Source organism: Oceanicola sp. 502str15 (assembly GCF_024105635.1).
Lineage (GTDB): Bacteria > Pseudomonadota > Alphaproteobacteria > Rhodobacterales > Rhodobacteraceae > Vannielia.
Window position 1 is genome coordinate 1201875 of the sequence record NZ_WYDQ01000001.1, and the last position, 17675, is coordinate 1219549.

At 70.2% G+C, this 17675-nt stretch carries 12 protein-coding genes; 7 read left to right on the forward strand and 5 right to left on the reverse strand.

The window, feature by feature from the left end; genetic code table 11:
• Positions 1–103 precede the first annotated feature (103 nt).
• From GTH22_RS05745 to GTH22_RS05755, 3 genes are read right to left on the reverse strand one after another with little or no spacing between them, the layout of a single operon-like run.
• Positions 104–2773: a CHAT domain-containing tetratricopeptide repeat protein gene (locus tag GTH22_RS05745; RefSeq protein WP_252943829.1), complete on the reverse strand. Its 2670-nt coding sequence runs from the start codon at positions 2771–2773 to the stop codon at positions 104–106.
• Positions 2770–5397 carry a CHAT domain-containing protein gene (locus GTH22_RS05750; RefSeq protein ID WP_252943831.1) on the reverse strand — a complete coding sequence of 876 codons (2628 nt, stop codon included), beginning with the start codon at positions 5395–5397 and terminating at the stop codon, positions 2770–2772. Before GTH22_RS05750 ends, GTH22_RS05745 begins: the two co-directional genes overlap by 4 nt.
• Complete coding sequence (locus GTH22_RS05755; protein ID WP_252943832.1) at positions 5394–8078, reverse strand: CHAT domain-containing tetratricopeptide repeat protein; 2685 nt, start codon at positions 8076–8078, stop codon at positions 5394–5396. Before GTH22_RS05755 ends, GTH22_RS05750 begins: the two co-directional genes overlap by 4 nt.
• 157 nt (positions 8079–8235) lie before the next feature.
• Between GTH22_RS05755 and edd the strand changes: the two genes are divergently transcribed.
• Entirely contained in the window at positions 8236–10041 is a 1806-nt protein-coding gene (gene edd / locus GTH22_RS05760; RefSeq protein ID WP_252943834.1) for a phosphogluconate dehydratase, read from the forward strand.
• A gap of 18 nt (positions 10042–10059) precedes the next feature.
• Positions 10060–10701, forward strand: a complete 642-nt coding sequence (gene eda, locus GTH22_RS05765; protein WP_252943835.1) for a bifunctional 4-hydroxy-2-oxoglutarate aldolase/2-dehydro-3-deoxy-phosphogluconate aldolase — start codon at positions 10060–10062, stop codon at positions 10699–10701.
• 143 nt (positions 10702–10844) lie between these two features.
• Here eda and GTH22_RS05770 read toward each other — a convergent pair whose 3' ends face one another.
• Entirely contained in the window at positions 10845–11123 is a 279-nt protein-coding gene (locus tag GTH22_RS05770) for a hypothetical protein (RefSeq protein WP_252943836.1), read from the reverse strand.
• Positions 11123–13909, reverse strand: a complete 2787-nt coding sequence (locus GTH22_RS05775) for a glutamine-synthetase adenylyltransferase (RefSeq protein ID WP_252943837.1) — start codon at positions 13907–13909, stop codon at positions 11123–11125. The genes GTH22_RS05770 and GTH22_RS05775 overlap by 1 nt, the downstream gene beginning before the upstream one ends.
• Before the next feature lie 122 nt (positions 13910–14031).
• Here GTH22_RS05775 and GTH22_RS05780 point away from each other — a divergent pair, with 122 nt between their 5' ends.
• The 5 genes from GTH22_RS05780 to GTH22_RS05800 all read left to right on the forward strand — a co-directional run bounded on the left by GTH22_RS05780 (position 14032) and on the right by GTH22_RS05800 (position 17615).
• Positions 14032–14949: a calcium/sodium antiporter gene (locus GTH22_RS05780; RefSeq protein WP_252943838.1), complete on the forward strand. Its 918-nt coding sequence runs from the start codon at positions 14032–14034 to the stop codon at positions 14947–14949.
• Positions 14950–14991: 42 nt separating this feature from the next.
• Positions 14992–15462, forward strand: coding sequence for a YbaK/EbsC family protein (locus GTH22_RS05785; protein ID WP_252943839.1), 471 nt, complete (start codon positions 14992–14994; stop codon positions 15460–15462).
• 128 nt (positions 15463–15590) lie between these two features.
• Complete coding sequence (locus tag GTH22_RS05790; RefSeq protein WP_252943840.1) at positions 15591–16058, forward strand: DUF2852 domain-containing protein; 468 nt, start codon at positions 15591–15593, stop codon at positions 16056–16058.
• A gap of 118 nt (positions 16059–16176) precedes the next feature.
• The gene (locus tag GTH22_RS05795; RefSeq protein WP_252947585.1) at positions 16177–16632 is read left to right on the forward strand and encodes an RDD family protein; all 456 of its coding nucleotides are present in this window, start codon (positions 16177–16179) and stop codon (positions 16630–16632) included.
• Positions 16633–16751: 119 nt separating this feature from the next.
• On the forward strand, positions 16752–17615 hold the full coding sequence (locus GTH22_RS05800) for an arginyltransferase (RefSeq protein ID WP_252943841.1): 864 nt from the start codon (positions 16752–16754) through the stop codon (positions 17613–17615).
• Positions 17616–17675 lie beyond the last annotated feature (60 nt).

Sequence of the window (17675 nt, forward strand, 5' to 3'; positions counted from 1 at the left end):
TGATGCCCGGATGGAGCGCCGAAATTGAGGCAAGAATATGATAAATTCGACCGAATTGTTCACCATGGGGGGACAATGGCCTGCTGTGGCCGGAAAGCCGCAGTCAGCCCGGATCGCCCACGAGGATGAAGGGGGCCCAATAGGCGGGGTGGCTCCATTTGGGTTGCTGCATGAGGGCGAGCACCGCCTGCTGCTGGGCCTTCGCGGCCGAAAGCTCGGGGTCGGCGGCGCGGCGGGCGAAGATATCGGTCATCAACGCCACCGCGCTCTGGCTCTCCACCGGCCAGTGGCTGACCAGCAGCGCCCGCGCCCCGGCGTAGAAGAACCCCTGCGCCAGCCCCGAGAGCGCCTCGCCCCCCGGTTTGCCCCCCACGGCGGTGTTGCAGGCCGAGAGCACGACCCAATCGGCGTTGAGCTTGAGCCGGGCAATCTCTGAGACGGTCAGAAAGCCGTCTTCTCCGGTGCCGGGGGTCAGCGCGAGGGCGGGTTCGGCGAGCACCGCGCCACCCACCGCATCGCCCGCGACAAGCCCGTGGGTGGCGAAATAGAGCACGCGGAAGCGGTCGAGCGCCCTGCCCTTCAGCGCGGCCTCGCTGGCGGCGGCCTGTTCCAGCACCGCCCCTGCGCCCGCCCGGACCGCGCCGGCGACTGCGTGCACCTCTCCGGCGGTTTCCGGCAGCGGGGCGAGGCCGGCGCGAAGCTGCGCGGCGCGGGCATTGGTGGCGGGGGCCGGAACGCCATAGTCGGGGTTGGCCACGCCGAGGAAGGGCTCGGGCGCGCGGCCCAGCTCGGCCCCGAGCGCGGTGATACGCAGCGAGAGCACCGAGGGGATCACGGTGATGGCGTGATGGCGGATCAGCCAGTCGGCCCCGGCGAGGTCGGGGTTGGGGGCCGTTGGGGCGGAGCGTAGCAGGAGCTGCGGCGGCAGGGCGGAGACCGGGCCGCGCATTTCGACGTAGATGTGGTGCACGCCCTCCAGCGCCGGGGCGATCTGGCCGAAGGTGAGCGCATAGAGCTCTGCCGCCGCCTCGGTATCGAAGGCAGGCGGGGCCTCGCCGGTGGCGGCTTTCAGCGAGGTGGCGGCGCGCACGCCGATCTGAAGCTCGATGCCGCTGCGCACCCGCTCCACCAGCGCCGCAAGCTCGGGCTGGGTGGCCGGGACTGGCGCCCAGGCGGCGGTGTCCGGGGTCACCACCACGATCCGGCTGCTGCCCCATGCCTTGGACGAGACATCGAGGATGACCACCGCCTCGCCCGGCTTCAGCCCTTCGCGGGCCTGTGCTGCCGTGGCCGCCGCGCCTTCGGCCAGCCCGTTCAGCCAGGGGTCGCGCCCGGCCAGCTCGGCCTGGAAGGCCTCCATCCGCGCGATGGTGCGGCGCAGCTCGTCTTGCAGGATCTCGGCGCTGTCGGCGGCGCGCTCCTCGACCGGCAGCGCGGAGTTGGCCAGCAGCGCGGCCTGTAGCTCGTTGCGCCGCCGCAGGCTGTCGGTGTAGCCGCGCGCCGCATCGCCTACGCCCTCGCGGGCGAAGTCGAGCCGTTGGGCCAGCATGCTGGTGCTGGCGGAGGCCACCGAGATGTAGCTCGACTGCACCGCCTCGAAGGCCTCTTCGGCGGCGCTGACCGCGGTCATCTTTCCGGCGGCCTCGGCGCCGGCCAGCGCGTCGAACCATGGGCCGGACATGGAGGTGCCGATCTCGGCGGACCATCGGGCCAGCTCCAGCGCCCGCTCCCATCGGTTCTGCTCCATCGCCAGGGTGGCGGCCCAGGCCAGCGGTTCGGAGAGCGCGGGATGGGTGCGGCCGAGGGTTTCCTCCATGTTGGCGAGCACCGTATCCATCAGCCCGATGCCGATGTCGTAATACTGCGCATCCGGCCCCTCGCGGGTGAGCAGCAGGGCGATCATGGCGTTGACCTCGTTGGTCTGGCGACTCTTCATGCCATAGAGCGCCTCGGCCAGTTGCGCGCTTTCCAGCAGCACCTGCGAGGCCACGTCGAAATGGCCCTGCTGGGCGGCCAGCCGTCCGGCCTTGTAGAGCACCGCTTGCAGCGCCGGATGGCTGTTTCCGAAGGCGGCACGGGTGGCGACGACGGCCTCGGCAAAGAGCTGGAGCGCCTCGTCGTCGCGCCCCAGTTGCTCGGCCATCCGCGCCGCGTGGCCGTAGGCGTTGGCCCGGTGCCGCTCGGCCCGCAGCCCGCTGGCCCCCTCCAGCGCCTCGGCCACCGCCCTGAACTCGGCCAGCGCCGCCTCGAACTCGCCGGTGCGCTCCATCAGCCCGGCGACGTTGGAGCGGAAGAACAGCGTGGTCACATGTTCCGGGCCCCAATGGCCGCGGGCGAACTCGAAGGCTTCAAGCGCATAGGGCATTGCCTCGCCCGCGCGGTGGGCGTTGGAGAGCGCCATGGCGAGGTTCATCCGTGCGCGCTGGGCCTGCGGATGGTCGCGCCCGTGGTGGGTGACCCAGAGGTCGAGCACGCGGCGGCTGATCTCGAGCCCCTCGTCGCGGCGCCCGATGCGCTCGAGGATATTGGCGAGCAGCGCATGGTTGAGCAGCGCGCGCTCGGAATGGAGACCATAGGCCGCCTCGAGCGCGGTCTGGAGCGCCTCGGCGGCGGGGAGCGCCTCTTCGAACCGGCCTTGGGAGTAGAGCTCGAAGATCGCGTCTTCGTCGGCATCGGCCGCGATCTGGGCCGTGGTCTTCCCGCCCTCTTGGGCCTGCGCTGGCGCGGCCAGGGCGAGGCAGAGGGCAAGGAGGATGGGGCGCAGGCAGGTCATCTGTCGGGGTCTCCCACAAGGATGAAGGGGGCCCAGAAGGCGGGGTGGTGCCAGTCCGGGTTGGGCCCGTCGATCATGGCCAGCATGGACTGGCGCTGGGCCTCGGCGGCGGGCATCGCGGGGTTTGCGGCGCGGCGGGCGAAGATATCGGTCATCAGGGCCACGGCGCTCTGGCTCTCGACCGGCCAGTGGCTGACCAGCAGCCCCCGCGCCCCGGCGTAGGTGAAGGCCTGCGCCAACCCTGAAAGCGCCTCGCCCCCCGCGCCGTCGCCCTGCGCGGTGTTGCAGGCCGAGAGCACGACGAGGTCGGCATCCAGCGTGAGCGCGGCGATCTCGGAGGCCTTCAGCAGGCCGTCCTCGCCGCCGCCGCCGGTGAGCGCGAGCGCGGGCTCGTCCAGCCGCTGACCGCCCACCACATCGCCTGCGACGAGGCCGTGGGTGGCGAAGTAGAGGGTCTTGTAGAGGGCGAGGTCGGCGGATTTGGCTGCTGCCTCGCTGGCGCCGGCGCCGTCGCGCAGGCCCTCGGCCCCGCCGCCGAGGGCGCGGGCCACGGAGTGGAGTTCGCCGGTGGTTTCGGGCAGCGCCAGCAGGGCCCCGGCGAAATCGGGGTTGGAGAAGCCGAGGATGGGGGCCTCACCCCCTGCCCCGCCCGTGCCGGTCCGCCCGCCGCGCAGGGCGGCCACCGAGGGAATCACCGTGATGGAGACATGGCGCACCAACCAGTCAGCCTCTTCCAGCCTTTCGGGCGCGTTGCGCGAAAGCAGATGCGGCGGCAGGCTGGCCATGGCCCCGCGCTGGAGCACGAAGAGGTGGCTCTTGTCGGCCAGCGCCGGTTCGATGGCGGCAAAGCTCATCCGGTAGAGCCATGCGGAGGCCGGAAGGTGGAAGGGTTTGGGGCCGGCGCCTGCACCCTCCGGGGCCTTCAGCGCCGTGGCCGCGCGGACCCCGAGGCGCAGGTCGATGGAGCCGCGCAGGTCGGCCACCGCGGCGGCCAGCGCCTCGGCCTCGACATGGATCGGCACATAGATTGCCTGCTCGCGGGTAATGGCGTGGATCACATGCGGATCGCCCGGGCGGGGCGAGTAATCCATCACCACCAGCGCCTCTCGCGGCCCCAGCAGCGCCTGCACCTCCTCGATCTCCAGCACGGCCGAGCCCAGCAGGTCGGACATGGCCGGTAGCTGCCCGGATAGGGCCTGTTCGAGCCGGGCGATCTCGGCGGTGTTCTCGCTGATCGCCCCGCGCAGCGCAGCCTCCTGAACGGGGTCACGCTGGGCGAGCGGGCGGCCCGCGATCTCGGCCAGCGCGGCGTGAAGCTGCCCCTCCCGGCGTTGCCGGTCGGTCAGGGCCCGATACTCCCCGCCCCCCTCTCCGAGCGCCTTGCGATAGGCACTCTGCTCGAAGGCGATGCCCGCCCGGCTGGCGAGGAAGCCCTGCGCCACCCGGAACATCTCGCGCGTGGCCCGCTCGCCGGAGATGACGCCGTGGGTGAGCGCATTGTCGAGCATTCCGATCAGCAGCTTGCGGCTCGGGGCGCGGGCCTGTTCGGCGGCGAGCGCGGTTTCGAGCGCCTCCAGCGGTGCCCCGGCGTCGCGCAGCATCGGGGCGAGATCGAGCAGCGCCCGGCCGAGTTCGGGGTGGTTGGGGGGCAGGATCTCGCGCAGCAGGGCCACCACGGCGCGCTGGTCGTCGATGGCGCTCGCAAAGAGCGCGCTGCCTGTAGGCGAGCGGCTGCGCAGGAGGGCGCGCAGGTGGAGGGTCTGGGCGTAGGTCAGGTTGCGGGTGCCGTAGGTTTCGATGGTGCGCGCCAGCGCGACCTCGATGAGATCGTGCGCTTCGAGGATGCCGCCTGCGTGGTAGAGGCGCAGCGCCTGGTCGCGCATCGTGCGCAGGGTTTCGGGGTGGATCGGGCCGAGGCGGTCCTGCGCGAGGGCGATCGCCTCGCGGCCCCGCGCCGCGGCCGCCTCCCCCTGCCCCATCTCGTCACCGAGCCGCGCCCATTGCGCCATCACCGTCGCCCGGTAGAGCGCGGCCTGTGCGGAGCCGGGCGCGCGGGCCAGCGCCTCTGCCGCGCGGCCATAGATCGCGTCGGCCTCCGCCAGCCGCCCGAGGTCCTGAAGGAAGCCGCCAAGGTTGTAGCGCCAGAGATTGAGCTGGGGGTCATCGGCGGGCAGATGGGCCTCGGCCATGGCAATGGCCTCCAGCGCCAGCGGCACCGCGCGCTCCGGCTCGCCCACTTCCGAGAGGCGCACGGCGAAGGTCATGGCCTCGGTCTGGGTGCGCCGGTGCCCGGGGCCGAGCACGGCCAGAAACCCCTCGTAGGCGCGCTGCCCCTCCTGCCGGGCCGCGCCGTAGTCGCCCACCCCGCTGAGGAGCCTTGCCCGCATCGCCCGCGCCTCCAGCGCCTGCTCCGAGCCTGCGCCCCAGCCCGCCTCGGCCGCCGGCAGCAGCCGGTCGGCCATCGCGAGGGCGGCGGGGAAGTCGCCGCGGGCCTCGGCGGCGATCATGTTGCCCCAGAGTGCATCCCATGCCGCCGGGCTTTCGACGGGTTGCGCCCCGGCGGGCGGGACCAGCGAGACAAGTGCCAGAAGGGCCGCCGTCAGAAGGACAGCCGCCGCCCTCATCTGTCGGGGTCGCCCACGAGGATGAAGGGGGCCCAGTAGGCCGGGTGATGCCACTCGGTCCGCGGCCCGTCGATCATGGCCAGCATCGCCTGACGCTGGGCCTCGGCGGCGGGCAGATCGGGGTTGGCGGCGCGGCGGGCGAAGATGTCGGTCATCAACGACACGGCGCTCTGGCTCTCCACCGGCCAGTGGCTCACCAGCAGCGCCCGCGCCCCGGCATAGAGGAAGCTCTGGGCAAGCCCTGAGAGCGCCTCGGCGTCCGGGGTCTGGCCCACGGCGGTGTTGCAGGCCGAGAGCACGACCCAATCGGGGTTCATCCGCAGCAGGGCGATCTCGGAGGCGGTCAGCAGCCCGTCCTCGCCATCGCCGGGCGTCAGCGCAAGGGCGGGTTCCTCGACCACGAGGTCCTTCACCTCGTCGCCCGAAACCAGCCCGTGGGTGGCGAAGTAGAGCACCTGATACTGCGACAGGTCCGCGCTCTTGATTGCCGCCTCGCTGGCCGCCGCCTGCTGGATCACCGCCTCCGCGCCTGCCCCCATGGAAGCCGCCACGTCGCGCACCTCGCCGAAGGTTTCCGGCAGCGGCGACAGCGCGCCGCCGCGGTTGGAGGAGACCTGCACCGGCGCGGTGCCGGAGGGGTCGAAATCGGGGTTGGCGATGCCAAGGATCGGCTGGGGGGCGTGGGGCTTGTCGCGGGTCAGCTCCATGGCCTTCATCGCGAAGACCGAGGGGATCACGGTGATCGCATGGTGGCGGATCAGCCAGTCGGCCTCTTCCAGCGAGGTGGCCGGGCGGCGCACCAGCAGGTGCGGCGGGATCGCCGCCATGCCGCCGCGCAGCTCGACATAGAGGTGGGTCTTGCCCTCGAGGTAGGGTTCGGCCACCTCGAAGGTCTGGGTATAGAGCCAATGGGCCGCGCCGAGGGCAAAGCCGCTTGTGCTGCCGCTTTCCTGCGCCTTCAGCGAAGTCGCCGCCCGCACCCCGAGCTTGAGGTCGACCGAGGCGCGCAGATCTGCAATCGCCTCGTCGAGCTGGGTCGGGTCGATCGGCATGGGGATCCAGAAGCGCTGATCGGCGGTGATGATGAAGATGAAGTCCCAGTCGTCGGGCGCCGGCCCGACATCGAGCACCACGACCGCCTCGTCGGGGCCGAGCAGGGCCTGGGTTTCGGCAATGGTGATCTTGCCGCCAGAGACCATGGCGGAGAAGTCGGGCGCAGTGGCGTAGAGCTCGTCGGTCAGCCGCTTCTGCTCGCGCGAGGTGGCCGCCAGATCGGCCTTGAGGCGCGCCTCGTGGGTCGGGTCGCGCTCGGCGACCGGGGTGAGCATGAGCGCGGCATATTCGCTCTGCAGCTCGGACTCGGTGGCGTTTGCATCGGTGATGGCACGGTGAAGGGCGGCAGCCGGGCTGTCGCCCAGGGTCAGCCGGGTGACCATCTGGTAGAGCGCGTGGCCGGCATCCGTCTGGGTGCTGTTCTGGGCGATCCGGTAGCTCTCTTCGATCACGTCGCTCCAGCTCCAGGCCTCCTCGATCCCGGCCCGGTCGAGCGCCTGCAGCAGGGTGTTGCGGCTTGCCTGCCCCAGCTGTTCGGCCTTCAGCGCCGCGCGTACCGAGCCGTCCCAGTCGCCGGTATCCGACAGCACCGCCGAAAGGTTGAGCACCGCCTTGCCCCAGCTTTCATGCACCGCACCCGGCTGCGGGCCCTTGGGAAAGGAGGCATCGAACATGTCGGCCGCCGCCTGAAGCATCTCGAGCCCCTGGGCAAAACTCGCCACCTCGGGGCCGCCCCGCAGGAAGTAGAGCGCATGCACGCTCAACGCCCGCGCCGTGAAGGGGTTGTCGCCCTCGTAGATCGCGTCGATCTGGGGCAGCACCTCGCGGATCACCCGGTCCATCTCGTCGTATTGGTCGAGGTCCACGAGGTAATCGGCCAGCTTGAGCTTGTAGGCGATGGTCTCGGCATCGCCCTTGCCGTAATAGGTCTCGACCCGCGGCATGATGGCCTGCAACTGGGCCAGCGCCGCCGCGTCCTCGCCCCGCTCCTTCAGCAGCTCGGCGATGTTCGTGCCCATGGTGATCGAGGCGGTGTAGAGCCCGCCCGAATTCGGGTCGTTCACCTCGGCGATGTTGCGCTCGAGCCCCGCCAGCGACGCTTGGAACAGGTCGAGCGCCTCCTGCCGGTAGTTCTCGGCCCGCAACATCTCGGCCAGCTTGCCGCGCCAGATATTGGCGACAAACCCGTCGGGCCCGTGCAGCGCCTCGGCCACCGACACCGCCTCGATCGCCAGCGGCAGCGCCTCGCGGCGCTGGCCGGTCGCCGCCAGCGCCACCGCCAGATCCATCTGCGCGATGGCATGGGAGGGGTGGTAGACGGTCGAGACCTTGCGGAAGCGCTCCCAGATGTCGCGCCGCATCTCCAGTTCGGTCGCCCTGTCGCCCTGCCGCCCGCGCATCGAGGCGATCTGCCCCTCGACCGTCAGCAGCTGGGGCGCGTTCTCGGGGTTGTCCTTGCGCAGCTCCGCCAGAAGCGCGCGCAGCACCTCCTCGGCCTCCGCCAGCCGGTTCTCCAGCGCGAGCCGATCGGCCCTCTGGTGCATCTCCTGAAGGGCCGGCGGCATGTCCTGCGCGGGCGCCGCAGCGGCCCAGAGCAGGAACCAGATCATGTGCATGACGTATCGCATGGCTTGAAATATCCGGCTTCAGCCCTTCATGGTCAAAGGGAATTGCGTGACAAATCCGGTCATTCAATCCCCTGTTTGCCCCGTTAGCGCTAACAGGCTATCCTGACGCCAGCCAGAATCGGTTTATCCCAAGCACGCCACCCGAAAGGCCAAGCCCTTGCCGCTCAACCCCACCATCGCCGCCGTCACCCAACGCATCATCGACCGCTCCGCCTCCGCCCGGGGCGCCTATCTCGAGCGGATCGGCCGGGCGGCAGAGGCCGGGCCGGTGCGCGCGCATCTGAGCTGCTCCAACCAGGCCCATGCCTATGCGCCGATGGGCGAGGATCAGGCCGCGCTGGCAGGCGGCACCGCCCCCAACATCGGCATCGTCACCGCCTATAACGACATGCTCTCGGCCCATCAGCCCTTCGAGCGCTTCCCCGACCTCATCCGCGAGGCGGCCCGCGCCAAGGGCGCCACCGCGCAGGTGGCAGGCGGCGTGCCCGCCATGTGCGATGGCGTCACCCAGGGCCAGCCCGGCATGGAGCTGTCGCTGTTTTCGCGCGACGTGATCGCGCTGGCCGCGGGTGTCTCGCTCTCGCACAACTGCTTTGACAGCTCGATCTACCTCGGCGTCTGCGACAAGATCGTGCCCGGCCTTATCATCGCCGCCGCCACCTTCGGCCACATCCCGGCGGTGTTCCTGCCCGCCGGCCCGATGACCTCGGGCCTGCCGAACGACGAAAAGGCCAAGGTCCGCCAGAAGTTCGCCACCGGCGAAGTGGGCCGCGAGGAGCTGATGAAGGCCGAGATGGCCTCCTACCACGGGCCGGGCACCTGCACCTTCTACGGCACCGCCAACACCAACCAGATGCTGATGGAGTTCATGGGCCTCCACCTGCCCGGCGCCAGCTTCGTCAACCCGAACACTCCGCTCCGCGATGCGCTCACCGTCGCGGGCACCGAGCGCGCGCTGGAGATCACGGCGGCCGGGAATGATTACCGCCCCGCCGGGCTGGTGCTCGACGAAAAGGCCTTCGTCAACGGCATCGTCGGGCTGATGGCCACCGGTGGCTCCACCAATCTCGTGCTGCACCTGCCCGCCATGGCCCGCGCTGCCGGGGTGATCCTCGACCTTCAGGATTTCTCCGACATCTCCGAGACCGTGCCGCTGATGGCCAAGGTCTACCCCAACGGTCTGGCTGACGTGAACCACTTCCACGCTGCCGGAGGCCTGCAATACCTCATCCGCCAGCTTCTCTCCGAGGGGCTGCTCCATGACGACACGCTCACCGTGTCCGGCGAGGGCCTTGGCAGCTACACCGAGGAACCCAAGCTGGTGGATGGCAAGCTGCACTGGCAGCCGGCCGCCGAAGAGAGCCAGAATGACCGCATCCTGCGTCCCGCCACCGACCCCTTCCAGAAGACCGGCGGGCTGAAGGAGCTGAAAGGCTCGCTGGGCCGGGGCGTGATGAAGGTCTCCGCCGTCGCCCCCGAGCGCCATGTGATCGAGGCCAAGGCCCGCGTGTTCCACGACCAGCACGATGTGAAAAAGGCGTTTCAGGCCGGGGAGTTCACCGAGGACACGGTGGTTGTCGTCCGCTTTCAGGGGCCCAAGGCCAACGGCATGCCCGAGCTGCATTCGCTCACCCCGCCCCTCGCGGTGCTGCAGGACCGCGGGCTGAAGGTGGCGCTGGTCACCGATGGCCGGATGTCCGGCGCCTCCGGCAAGGTGCCCGCCGCCATCCATGTCACCCCCGAGGCCGCCATGGGCGGGCCGATCGCGCGGGTGCATGACGGTGACCTCGTGCGCGTCGATGCCTCCGCCGGCACGCTCGACATTCTCGTCGAAGGCTGGGAAGCCCGCACCCCCGCCAGCCCCGACCTCACGGCAAACAAATTCGGCATCGGCCGCGAACTCTTCGAGGCCTTCCGCCAGACGGTCGGCACCTCGGACGAGGGCGCGGCGGTGGTTGTCTGAACACAAAGGATCAAGAGCATGACCCCGGCAGAAGCCTCCCAGAAGACAAAAGAAATCTGCGCCCTCGCCCCGGTCGTCCCGGTGCTGGTGGTCGATGACGCGGCCCATGCCGCGCCGCTGGCCCGCGCGCTGGTGGCGGGCGGGCTGCCCGCGCTGGAAGTGACCCTGCGCACCCCCGCCGCGCTCGACGTGATCCGCGAAATGGCGCAGGTCGAAGGTGGCGTGGTCGGTGCAGGCACCCTGCTCACCCCGGCAGACGTAAAGGCCGCTGTCGCCGCCGGTGCCAAGTTCGGCGTCTCTCCCGGCGCGACCGACACCATCCTGAAAGCCTGCGAAGACGAGGGCCTGCCCCTCCTGCCCGGCGCCGCCACCGCCTCCGAGGCGATGCGCCTGCTCGAGCGCGGCTATACGGCGATGAAGTTCTTCCCCGCCGAAGCCTCCGGCGGCGCGCCCGCGCTCAAGGCCATCGGCGCCCCGATCCCGCAGATCAGCTTCTGCCCGACCGGCGGCGTCAGCCTGAAGAACGCTCATGACTACCTGGGCCTGTCCAACGTCATGTGCGTCGGCGGCTCCTGGGTCGCCCCCAAGGACAAGGTGCTCTCGGGCGATTGGGACGGGATCGAAAGCCTCGCCCGCGAGGCCGCTCAACTCAAGGGCTGACCCGCGCCGAAAAAGCGCGACAGGCTGCATTTTCTTGCTGCAAATACTCTGCCCCGCAGGTGCAACCACGCGCCGCGCTCAAGACGGCGCGCATGCCCTGGCAGCCGCGTAGGGCGGGACTTGTCCCGCCCTCCGAAAAGCCCTCAGGAGCGCCGGCCGCGCCAGCCGCCGCGCCGGCGCGGCGCGGCTTCCTGCTCCATCGCCGCCTTCAGCACCTGGCTCATCGGATGCTCCGGCGCCTCGCGCCCGTAGTGCGCCCAGAGCGCCTCCAGCGCCATGGCCTGCTCGGTCTGCTCGGGCAGGCTCAGAGCCCAGTCCAGAAAGATCGACCGCGCCTCGGGATCGCCCACGCCTTCCATCCGGTAGGCCTCTCGGATCAGTCCCTTGTGGTCGAATCGCGCCGTTTCATCGAGCTGTGCCATCAGCCGTCCCCTTCTGCGCTGCCTAGCGCGGTTTCTATCAACTCCGCCGCCTCGGCGGCGGCCTCTTCCATCCGGGCCACCAGGGCCGGTCCGTCGGGTTCGCCGGTCTCGCGTGCCAGCAGCGCCTCGGCACCCTCTCCCAGAGCCTCCGCCTCCAGCGGACCCTCGGTCAGGAGCCGGGCGCAGCCCTGCACCTTTCGCATCAGCGCATAGGTCTCGGCAAGCCGTTCGGCCGCCGCGGCCCCCAACCAGTCACCGGCGGCGGCAAGCTGCGGGTCGAGCCTGCGGTCGGGCGCGCCCGCCAGCAGCGCGGCGGCCTGGGCCACCAGCTCGATATCCTGCATCCGCCCCGGGCCGATCTTGGCTTCCAGCCCGCCGCCGGTGCCCTTGGCCTCGAAGATCCGCGCCCGCATCTCGGCCACGTCGCCCAGCAACCTGGCGCGGTCGCGCCGGGCGGCCAGCACCTCGCAGCGCACCGCCTCCACCTCCTCGGCCAGCGCCTTTGCGCCGCAGATCACCCGCGCCCGCGTCAGCGCGAGGTGCTCCCATGTCCAGGCCTCCTCGCGCTGATAGGCGGCGAAGGCCCCGATCGAGGTGGCAACCGGCCCGGCATTGCCCGAGGGCCGCAGCCGCATGTCGACCTCATAGAGACGCCCCTCGGCCATCAGCGCGGTCAGCGCCGTCACCAGCGCCTTGGTCAGCCGCGCATACCACGCCCCGGCCGTCAGCGGACGCTTGCCCTCGCTCGCCTCCACGCCGGCGGAATCGTAGATCACGATCAGGTCGAGGTCGGAGCGCGCATTGAGCCAACCCGCCCCGAGCGAGCCCATGCCCAGCACCACCGCCCCGCGCCCCGGCGCCGCGCCGTGGCGCGCGGCATGTTCGGCCTCCACCACCGGGAAGACCGCACGCAGCACCGCCTCCGCCAGCAGTGCATATTGCTCGCCCGCCACCAGCGCATCGGCATGGCCACGCAGCAAGTGCACGCCGATCCTGAAGTGCCATTCCTTGGCCCAGCGGCGGGCGGTGTCGAGCTTGCCCTCGTAATCCCCCGCCCGCGCCATCTCCTCTCGCAGCGCCTCGGCCAGCACCTCGACGCCCGGCCAGTCGGCAAAGAAATCGCCGCCGATCACCGCATCCAGCACGCCCGCGTTCCGACTGAGGTATTCCGCCAGTTCCGGGGCGCTGGCGCAGATGTCGACGATCAGCCCGAGGAGCTGCGGATTGGAGGCGAAGAGCGAAAAGATCTGCACCCCCGCCGGAAGTCCGCGCAGGAAACCGTCGAAGGCCAGCAGGGCCTCTTCCGGGCGCGGTGCCCGGCCGAGCTGGGCCATCAGCTCGGGGCGGATACGGGTGAAGAGCTCGACCGCACGCTGCGAGCGCAGCGCCGGGTAGCCCTTCCAGCGGCCGATGACCTCGCGGGCGCTCTCGCTCCACTCCGGCCCGTCCTGCGGGCTGCGCTTGCTGCCGGGCGCAAAGAAGCCCTCGGCCAGCTTCGCCACCCGCTCGAGTCGCGCCGTCAGCCCCGCGCGAAACGCCGCCGTGTCGCCCTCGCCCGCCAGCCGCGCCACCCGCTCGATCCCGGCGGCGTCCTTGGGCAGCGCATGGGTCTGCTGGTCGTTGACCATCTGGATGCGGTGCTCCAGCTCGCGGTGCGCCCGGTAGTCCTGCGCCAGCTGCACCGCCTCCTCCGAGCCCACCCAGCCTTTCTCCGCCAGCCGGGCCAGTCCCTCGACCGTGCCGCGCACCCGCAGCTCGGGGTCACGCCCGCCGGCGATGATCTGTCGGGTCTGGGTGAAGAACTCGATCTCGCGAATGCCCCCGCGCCCCAGCTTCAGGTCGCGCCCCTCCAGCGCGTCGCCATAGAGCCCCTTGTGCTCGCGGATCGCCAGCCGCATGTCGTGGGCGTCCTGAATGGCGGCAAAGTCGAGATGCTTGCGCCAGATGAAGGGCCGCAGCCGCTCCAGATAGCCCGCGCCCGCCGCCGCATCCCCGGCACAGACCCGTGCCTTGATGTGGGCCGCCCGCTCCCATGTCCGCCCGAGACTTTCGTAATAGCGTTCGGCGGCTTCCATCGACAGGCAGACCGGCGTGACCGAAGGGTCGGGCCGCAGCCGTAGGTCGGTGCGAAACACGTAACCCTCGGCGGTGTTCTCGCCCACGATCTGCGCCGCCGCGCGGGTGGCCCGCACGAGGCTGCTGCGCAGCTCATGGGGATCGCGCTCGGGCCAGCGGTCCTGATCGTAGAGCGCGATGAGGTCGATGTCGGAGGAGTAGTTCAACTCGCCCGCGCCCATCTTGCCCATTGCCAGCACGAAGATGCCGCAGAGGTCATCGTCCACGTCCTCCGGCTCCAGCACCGACTTGCGCCGCGCAGCCTCGACTTGCAACGCATGGCGCCAGGCAAGCTGCACCGCCGTATCGGCCAGCCCCGTGAGCGCGCCCGTCACCTGTTCCAGCGGCCAGACCCCGGCGAGGTCGGCCAGCGCGGTGAACAGCGCCGTGCGCCGCTTGGTGACGCGCAATGCTACCGAGGGGTCGCCCTCGGCAGCGGCGGCCTCCGCCAGCAGCCCGGGCACCACCCCGTCGAGCGGGCTGGCGATCGCCTCTTCCAGCCAGGCGCTCTCGCGGGCGATGAGCCCGGCGAGATAGGGCGACGACCCCGCCGCCCCGGCCAGCAGGCGGGCCATGTCGCCCCCGGCCCAGCCTGCGGCCTCAAGCGCCCTCTGGCCGGCGGTTTCGTCAACGGCGATGGGCAGGCGGGTGATGCGGGATTCAAACTCCATGCCGCCTTCATCACCCGCCCGCGCGGCCCGGTCAACGGGGGCAGATATTCCGCCCCCGCCCCCTTGTTGCCGCCCCCTGCGGTCCCGATATGCGGCAAACCACCCTTTGAGGTCTGCCTCCCATGCTTCTGCTTTCCCTGGCCGCCGGCCTTGCCCTGCTGATCCTCGGCGGCGAGCTTCTGCTGCGCGGCGCTGTCGCGCTCTCGCTCCGGCTCGGCCTGTCGCCGCTTTTCATCGGGCTGACCGTGGTCGGTTTCGGTACCTCCACGCCCGAACTCTTCACCTCCTTGCAGGCCACCTTCTCCGGCGCGCCCGATATCGCGCTGGGCAATGTCATCGGCTCGAACATCGCCAATGCCCTGCTTATCCTCGGCGCCGCCGCGCTGATGGCCCCCATGGCGGTGCGCCGCGCCGCGCTCTATCGCGACGGGATCGCGGTGATGCTGGCCACCCTCGCCTGCACCGGGCTGGCCCTGACCGGCAGCTTCACGCCGCTCTCGGGCGTGCTTCTGCTCGCGGGCCTCGCCGCCTACCTGCTGCTCGCATGGAAGACCGAATCCGCCGAGGCTCCCGAGCCGCTGCCTCAGGCCCTGCCCCCGCTCGCGGCACTGGCCCTCACCGCAGGCGGCATTGCGCTCACCCTCCTTGGCGCGCGCTTCCTTGTCTCGGGCGCGGTGGAACTCGCCACAACCCTCGGCGTCTCCGAGGCGGTGATCGGGCTGACCATCGTGGCCGTGGGCACCTCGCTGCCCGAGCTGGTCACCTCGATCATGGCCGCCCGCAAGGGCCAGCCCGAGCTGGCGCTGGGCAACGTGCTCGGCTCCAACATCTACAACATCCTCGGCATTCTGGGCGCCACCGCCCTGCTCAGCCCCGCCCCGCTCGATGCCTCGGCGATGGTGCCCGATGCGCTGGCGATGCTGGCGGCCACCACGTTGATGTTGGTGCTCGCCACCACCGGCTGGCGGATCACCCGCACCGAGGGCGGGCTGCTGCTGGCGCCCTACGCGGCCTATCTGATCTGGCTGATCCCGGCCTAGGCTCCTAGAGTGGGCGCACCCCAGCAATTCCAAGGCCCTGTCATGTCGAAATCCCTCAAGCGCGTCCGCGCCGCCCTGCTCGCCGCGGCGCTGCCCGACACGATCTGTGAAATGCCCGAAAGCACCCGCACCGCCGCCGAGGCCGCCGCGGCGGCGGGCTGCGAGATCGACCAGATCACCAAGTCGATCCTCTTTGCAGGCGAAGAGAGCGGCGCGCTGCTGCTGTTCCTGACCGCAGGCGGCAACCAGGTCGACCCGGCCAAGGCAAGCGCCGCCGCCGGGGAGCCGCTCGCCCGCGCCGATGCCGGGCAGGTCCGCGCCGTGACCGGCTTTGCCATCGGCGGCGTCGCCCCCATCGGCCACCTCACCCCGCCCCGCGCCTTCCTCGACCCGCGCCTGCTGGACTTCGCCGAGGTCTGGGCCGCCGCGGGCACCCCGCGCCATATCTTCTCGATCGCCCCGCAGGACATGGCCCGCCTCGCCGGGGCCGAGACGGTGGCCTTTACCGCGTGACGGCCTGCCGGCCCTTAAGTCGGAAATGTAAAAAACCTTCACATCGACCCTTGAAGCCCGCGGAAGCCGCCCCCATCTGGTGTAATGTGAAAGACATTCACATACACAAACAAACGGAGATACCCCTGATGAACACCGCCCAAACCGCCACCGTCACGCCCCAGCCCGGATTGCTGGCCCGTGCCGAAGGCTGGCTGGACGAGCGTGGCAAGGGAGCCTGGATCGCAGCCATGGTGCTGGGGTTCATCTTCTTCTGGCCCCTCGGTCTCGCCCTTCTCGCCTACATGATCTGGAGCAAACGCATGTTTTCCGGCAAATGCGCCCACCGGCGCTCGCACCACCACGAAACCCACCGGATGAACCGTCGCCATGGCTTCCGCTCTTCCGGCAACACCGCCTTCGACGCCTACAAGGCCGAAACCCTGCGCCGCCTCGAAGACGAGCAGGGCGCCTTCGAAAGCTTCCTCGAACGCCTCCGGGCCGCCAAGGACAAGGAAGAGTTCGATGCCTTCATGGATGACCGCGCCACCGCTGCGCGCGGCGACAGCAAAGGCAGCGACGAAAGCGCCGAACCCGAGCTGAACGAGCCGCGCTAAGGCTTTCCTCGGAACGGGGTGCGCCCTTCCCGCGTTACCCCTGCAATGGCCCGCCGCGTCCTCCCCCCTGCGCGGCGGGCCACTTACATTCAGAACGGAGACACCCCAGATGTCCGCCATGGACTATGACCACCAAGCCCCCCTGCCCGACCCGGAGCTGAACCCCGAGTTCTACGCCGACACGCCCGCCAAGCGGTTCTTTGCCTGGCTGGTCGACGGGGTGCTGATCTTTCTGGTCACGCTGGCCGTGCTGCCCTTCACCGCCTTCACCGGCATCTTCTTCTACCCGCTGCTCTGGCTGGTGATATCCTTCGCCTATCGCACCGTGACCCTCGCCTCCGGCTCCGCCACATGGGGCATGCGGCTGATGTCGCTCGAGATGCGCACTCACAGGGGCGAGCGCTTCGGGCTGGGCGAGGCCTTCATCCACACGCTGGTCTATTCCTTCGCCATCTCCACCTTCTTCGTGCAGGCGATTTCCATCGTGCTGATGCTCGCCACCCCGCGCCGCCAGAGTCTGGGCGATCATCTTCTGGGCAGCGTCGCCCTCAATCGCGCCGCCGCCCGCCGCTGACCCGGGTTTTCGCTGCACGGCAGCATCTTTGCCGCGCCTCCCCCGTTCTGGGGGCTTGGCGCGGCGTCATACCACTGTTACCGTCCCCCCGAAGCCCTTGAACCAACAGCTGCCTGCCCTTGCGCCACACCCTTCCTATCGCGCCCCAATTCTACGTGACGGCCCCCCAACCCTGCCCCTACCTCGACGGGCGGATGGAGCGGAAGCTGTTCACCGCGTTGCAGGGCGAAGGCGCCGAAAAGCTGAATGACACGCTCTCGCAGCAAGGCTTCCGCCGCAGCCAGAACGTGCTCTACCGCCCCTCCTGCGCCGATTGCTCGGCCTGCATGTCGGCCCGCATCCGGGTGGCCGATTTCGTGCCCACGAAGAGCCAGCGCCGGGTGACGCGGCGCAACACCCTGCTCACCCGCAAGGCCAATTCGCCCTGGGCGACCGAGGAGCAATACGCGCTCTTCCGCCGCTACCTCGACCAGCGCCACGCCGATGGCGGCATGGCCGACATGGATATCTTCGAGTTTGCCGCGATGATCGAGGAAACCCCGGTGAAGAGCCGGGTGGTCGAGTATCACCTGCCCGCCGGGGCCGAGGGCAACCAGACCGGCGAGGAACAGCTTGTCGCGGTCTGCCTGACCGACGTGCTCGAGGACGGGGTGAGCCTTGTCTATTCCTTCTTCGAGCCGACGATGGAGAAGCACTCGCTCGGGCGCTACATCATCCTCGATCACATCGACATCGCCCGCGAGGCGGGCCTGCCCTATGTCTACCTCGGCTACTGGGTGCCGGGCTCGCCCAAGATGGGCTACAAGGCCAGCTACGGCGCGCTCGAGATCTACAAGAACGGCGCGTGGCGCGAACTCGGCAACCCCGAGACCCACCGGCAGGACATGCACCCGCTCTCGGTCGACCCGATCGCCGAGCAGGTCGCCCGCATCCGCCTGCCCGACAGCCGCCCCGCCACCCGCCGCGCCAGCGGGCAGGACTGACGCGCCGAACGGCCCCGCGCCGCCCGCCGCCCCCCCCACCAGCAACGAAAAAGGGCACCC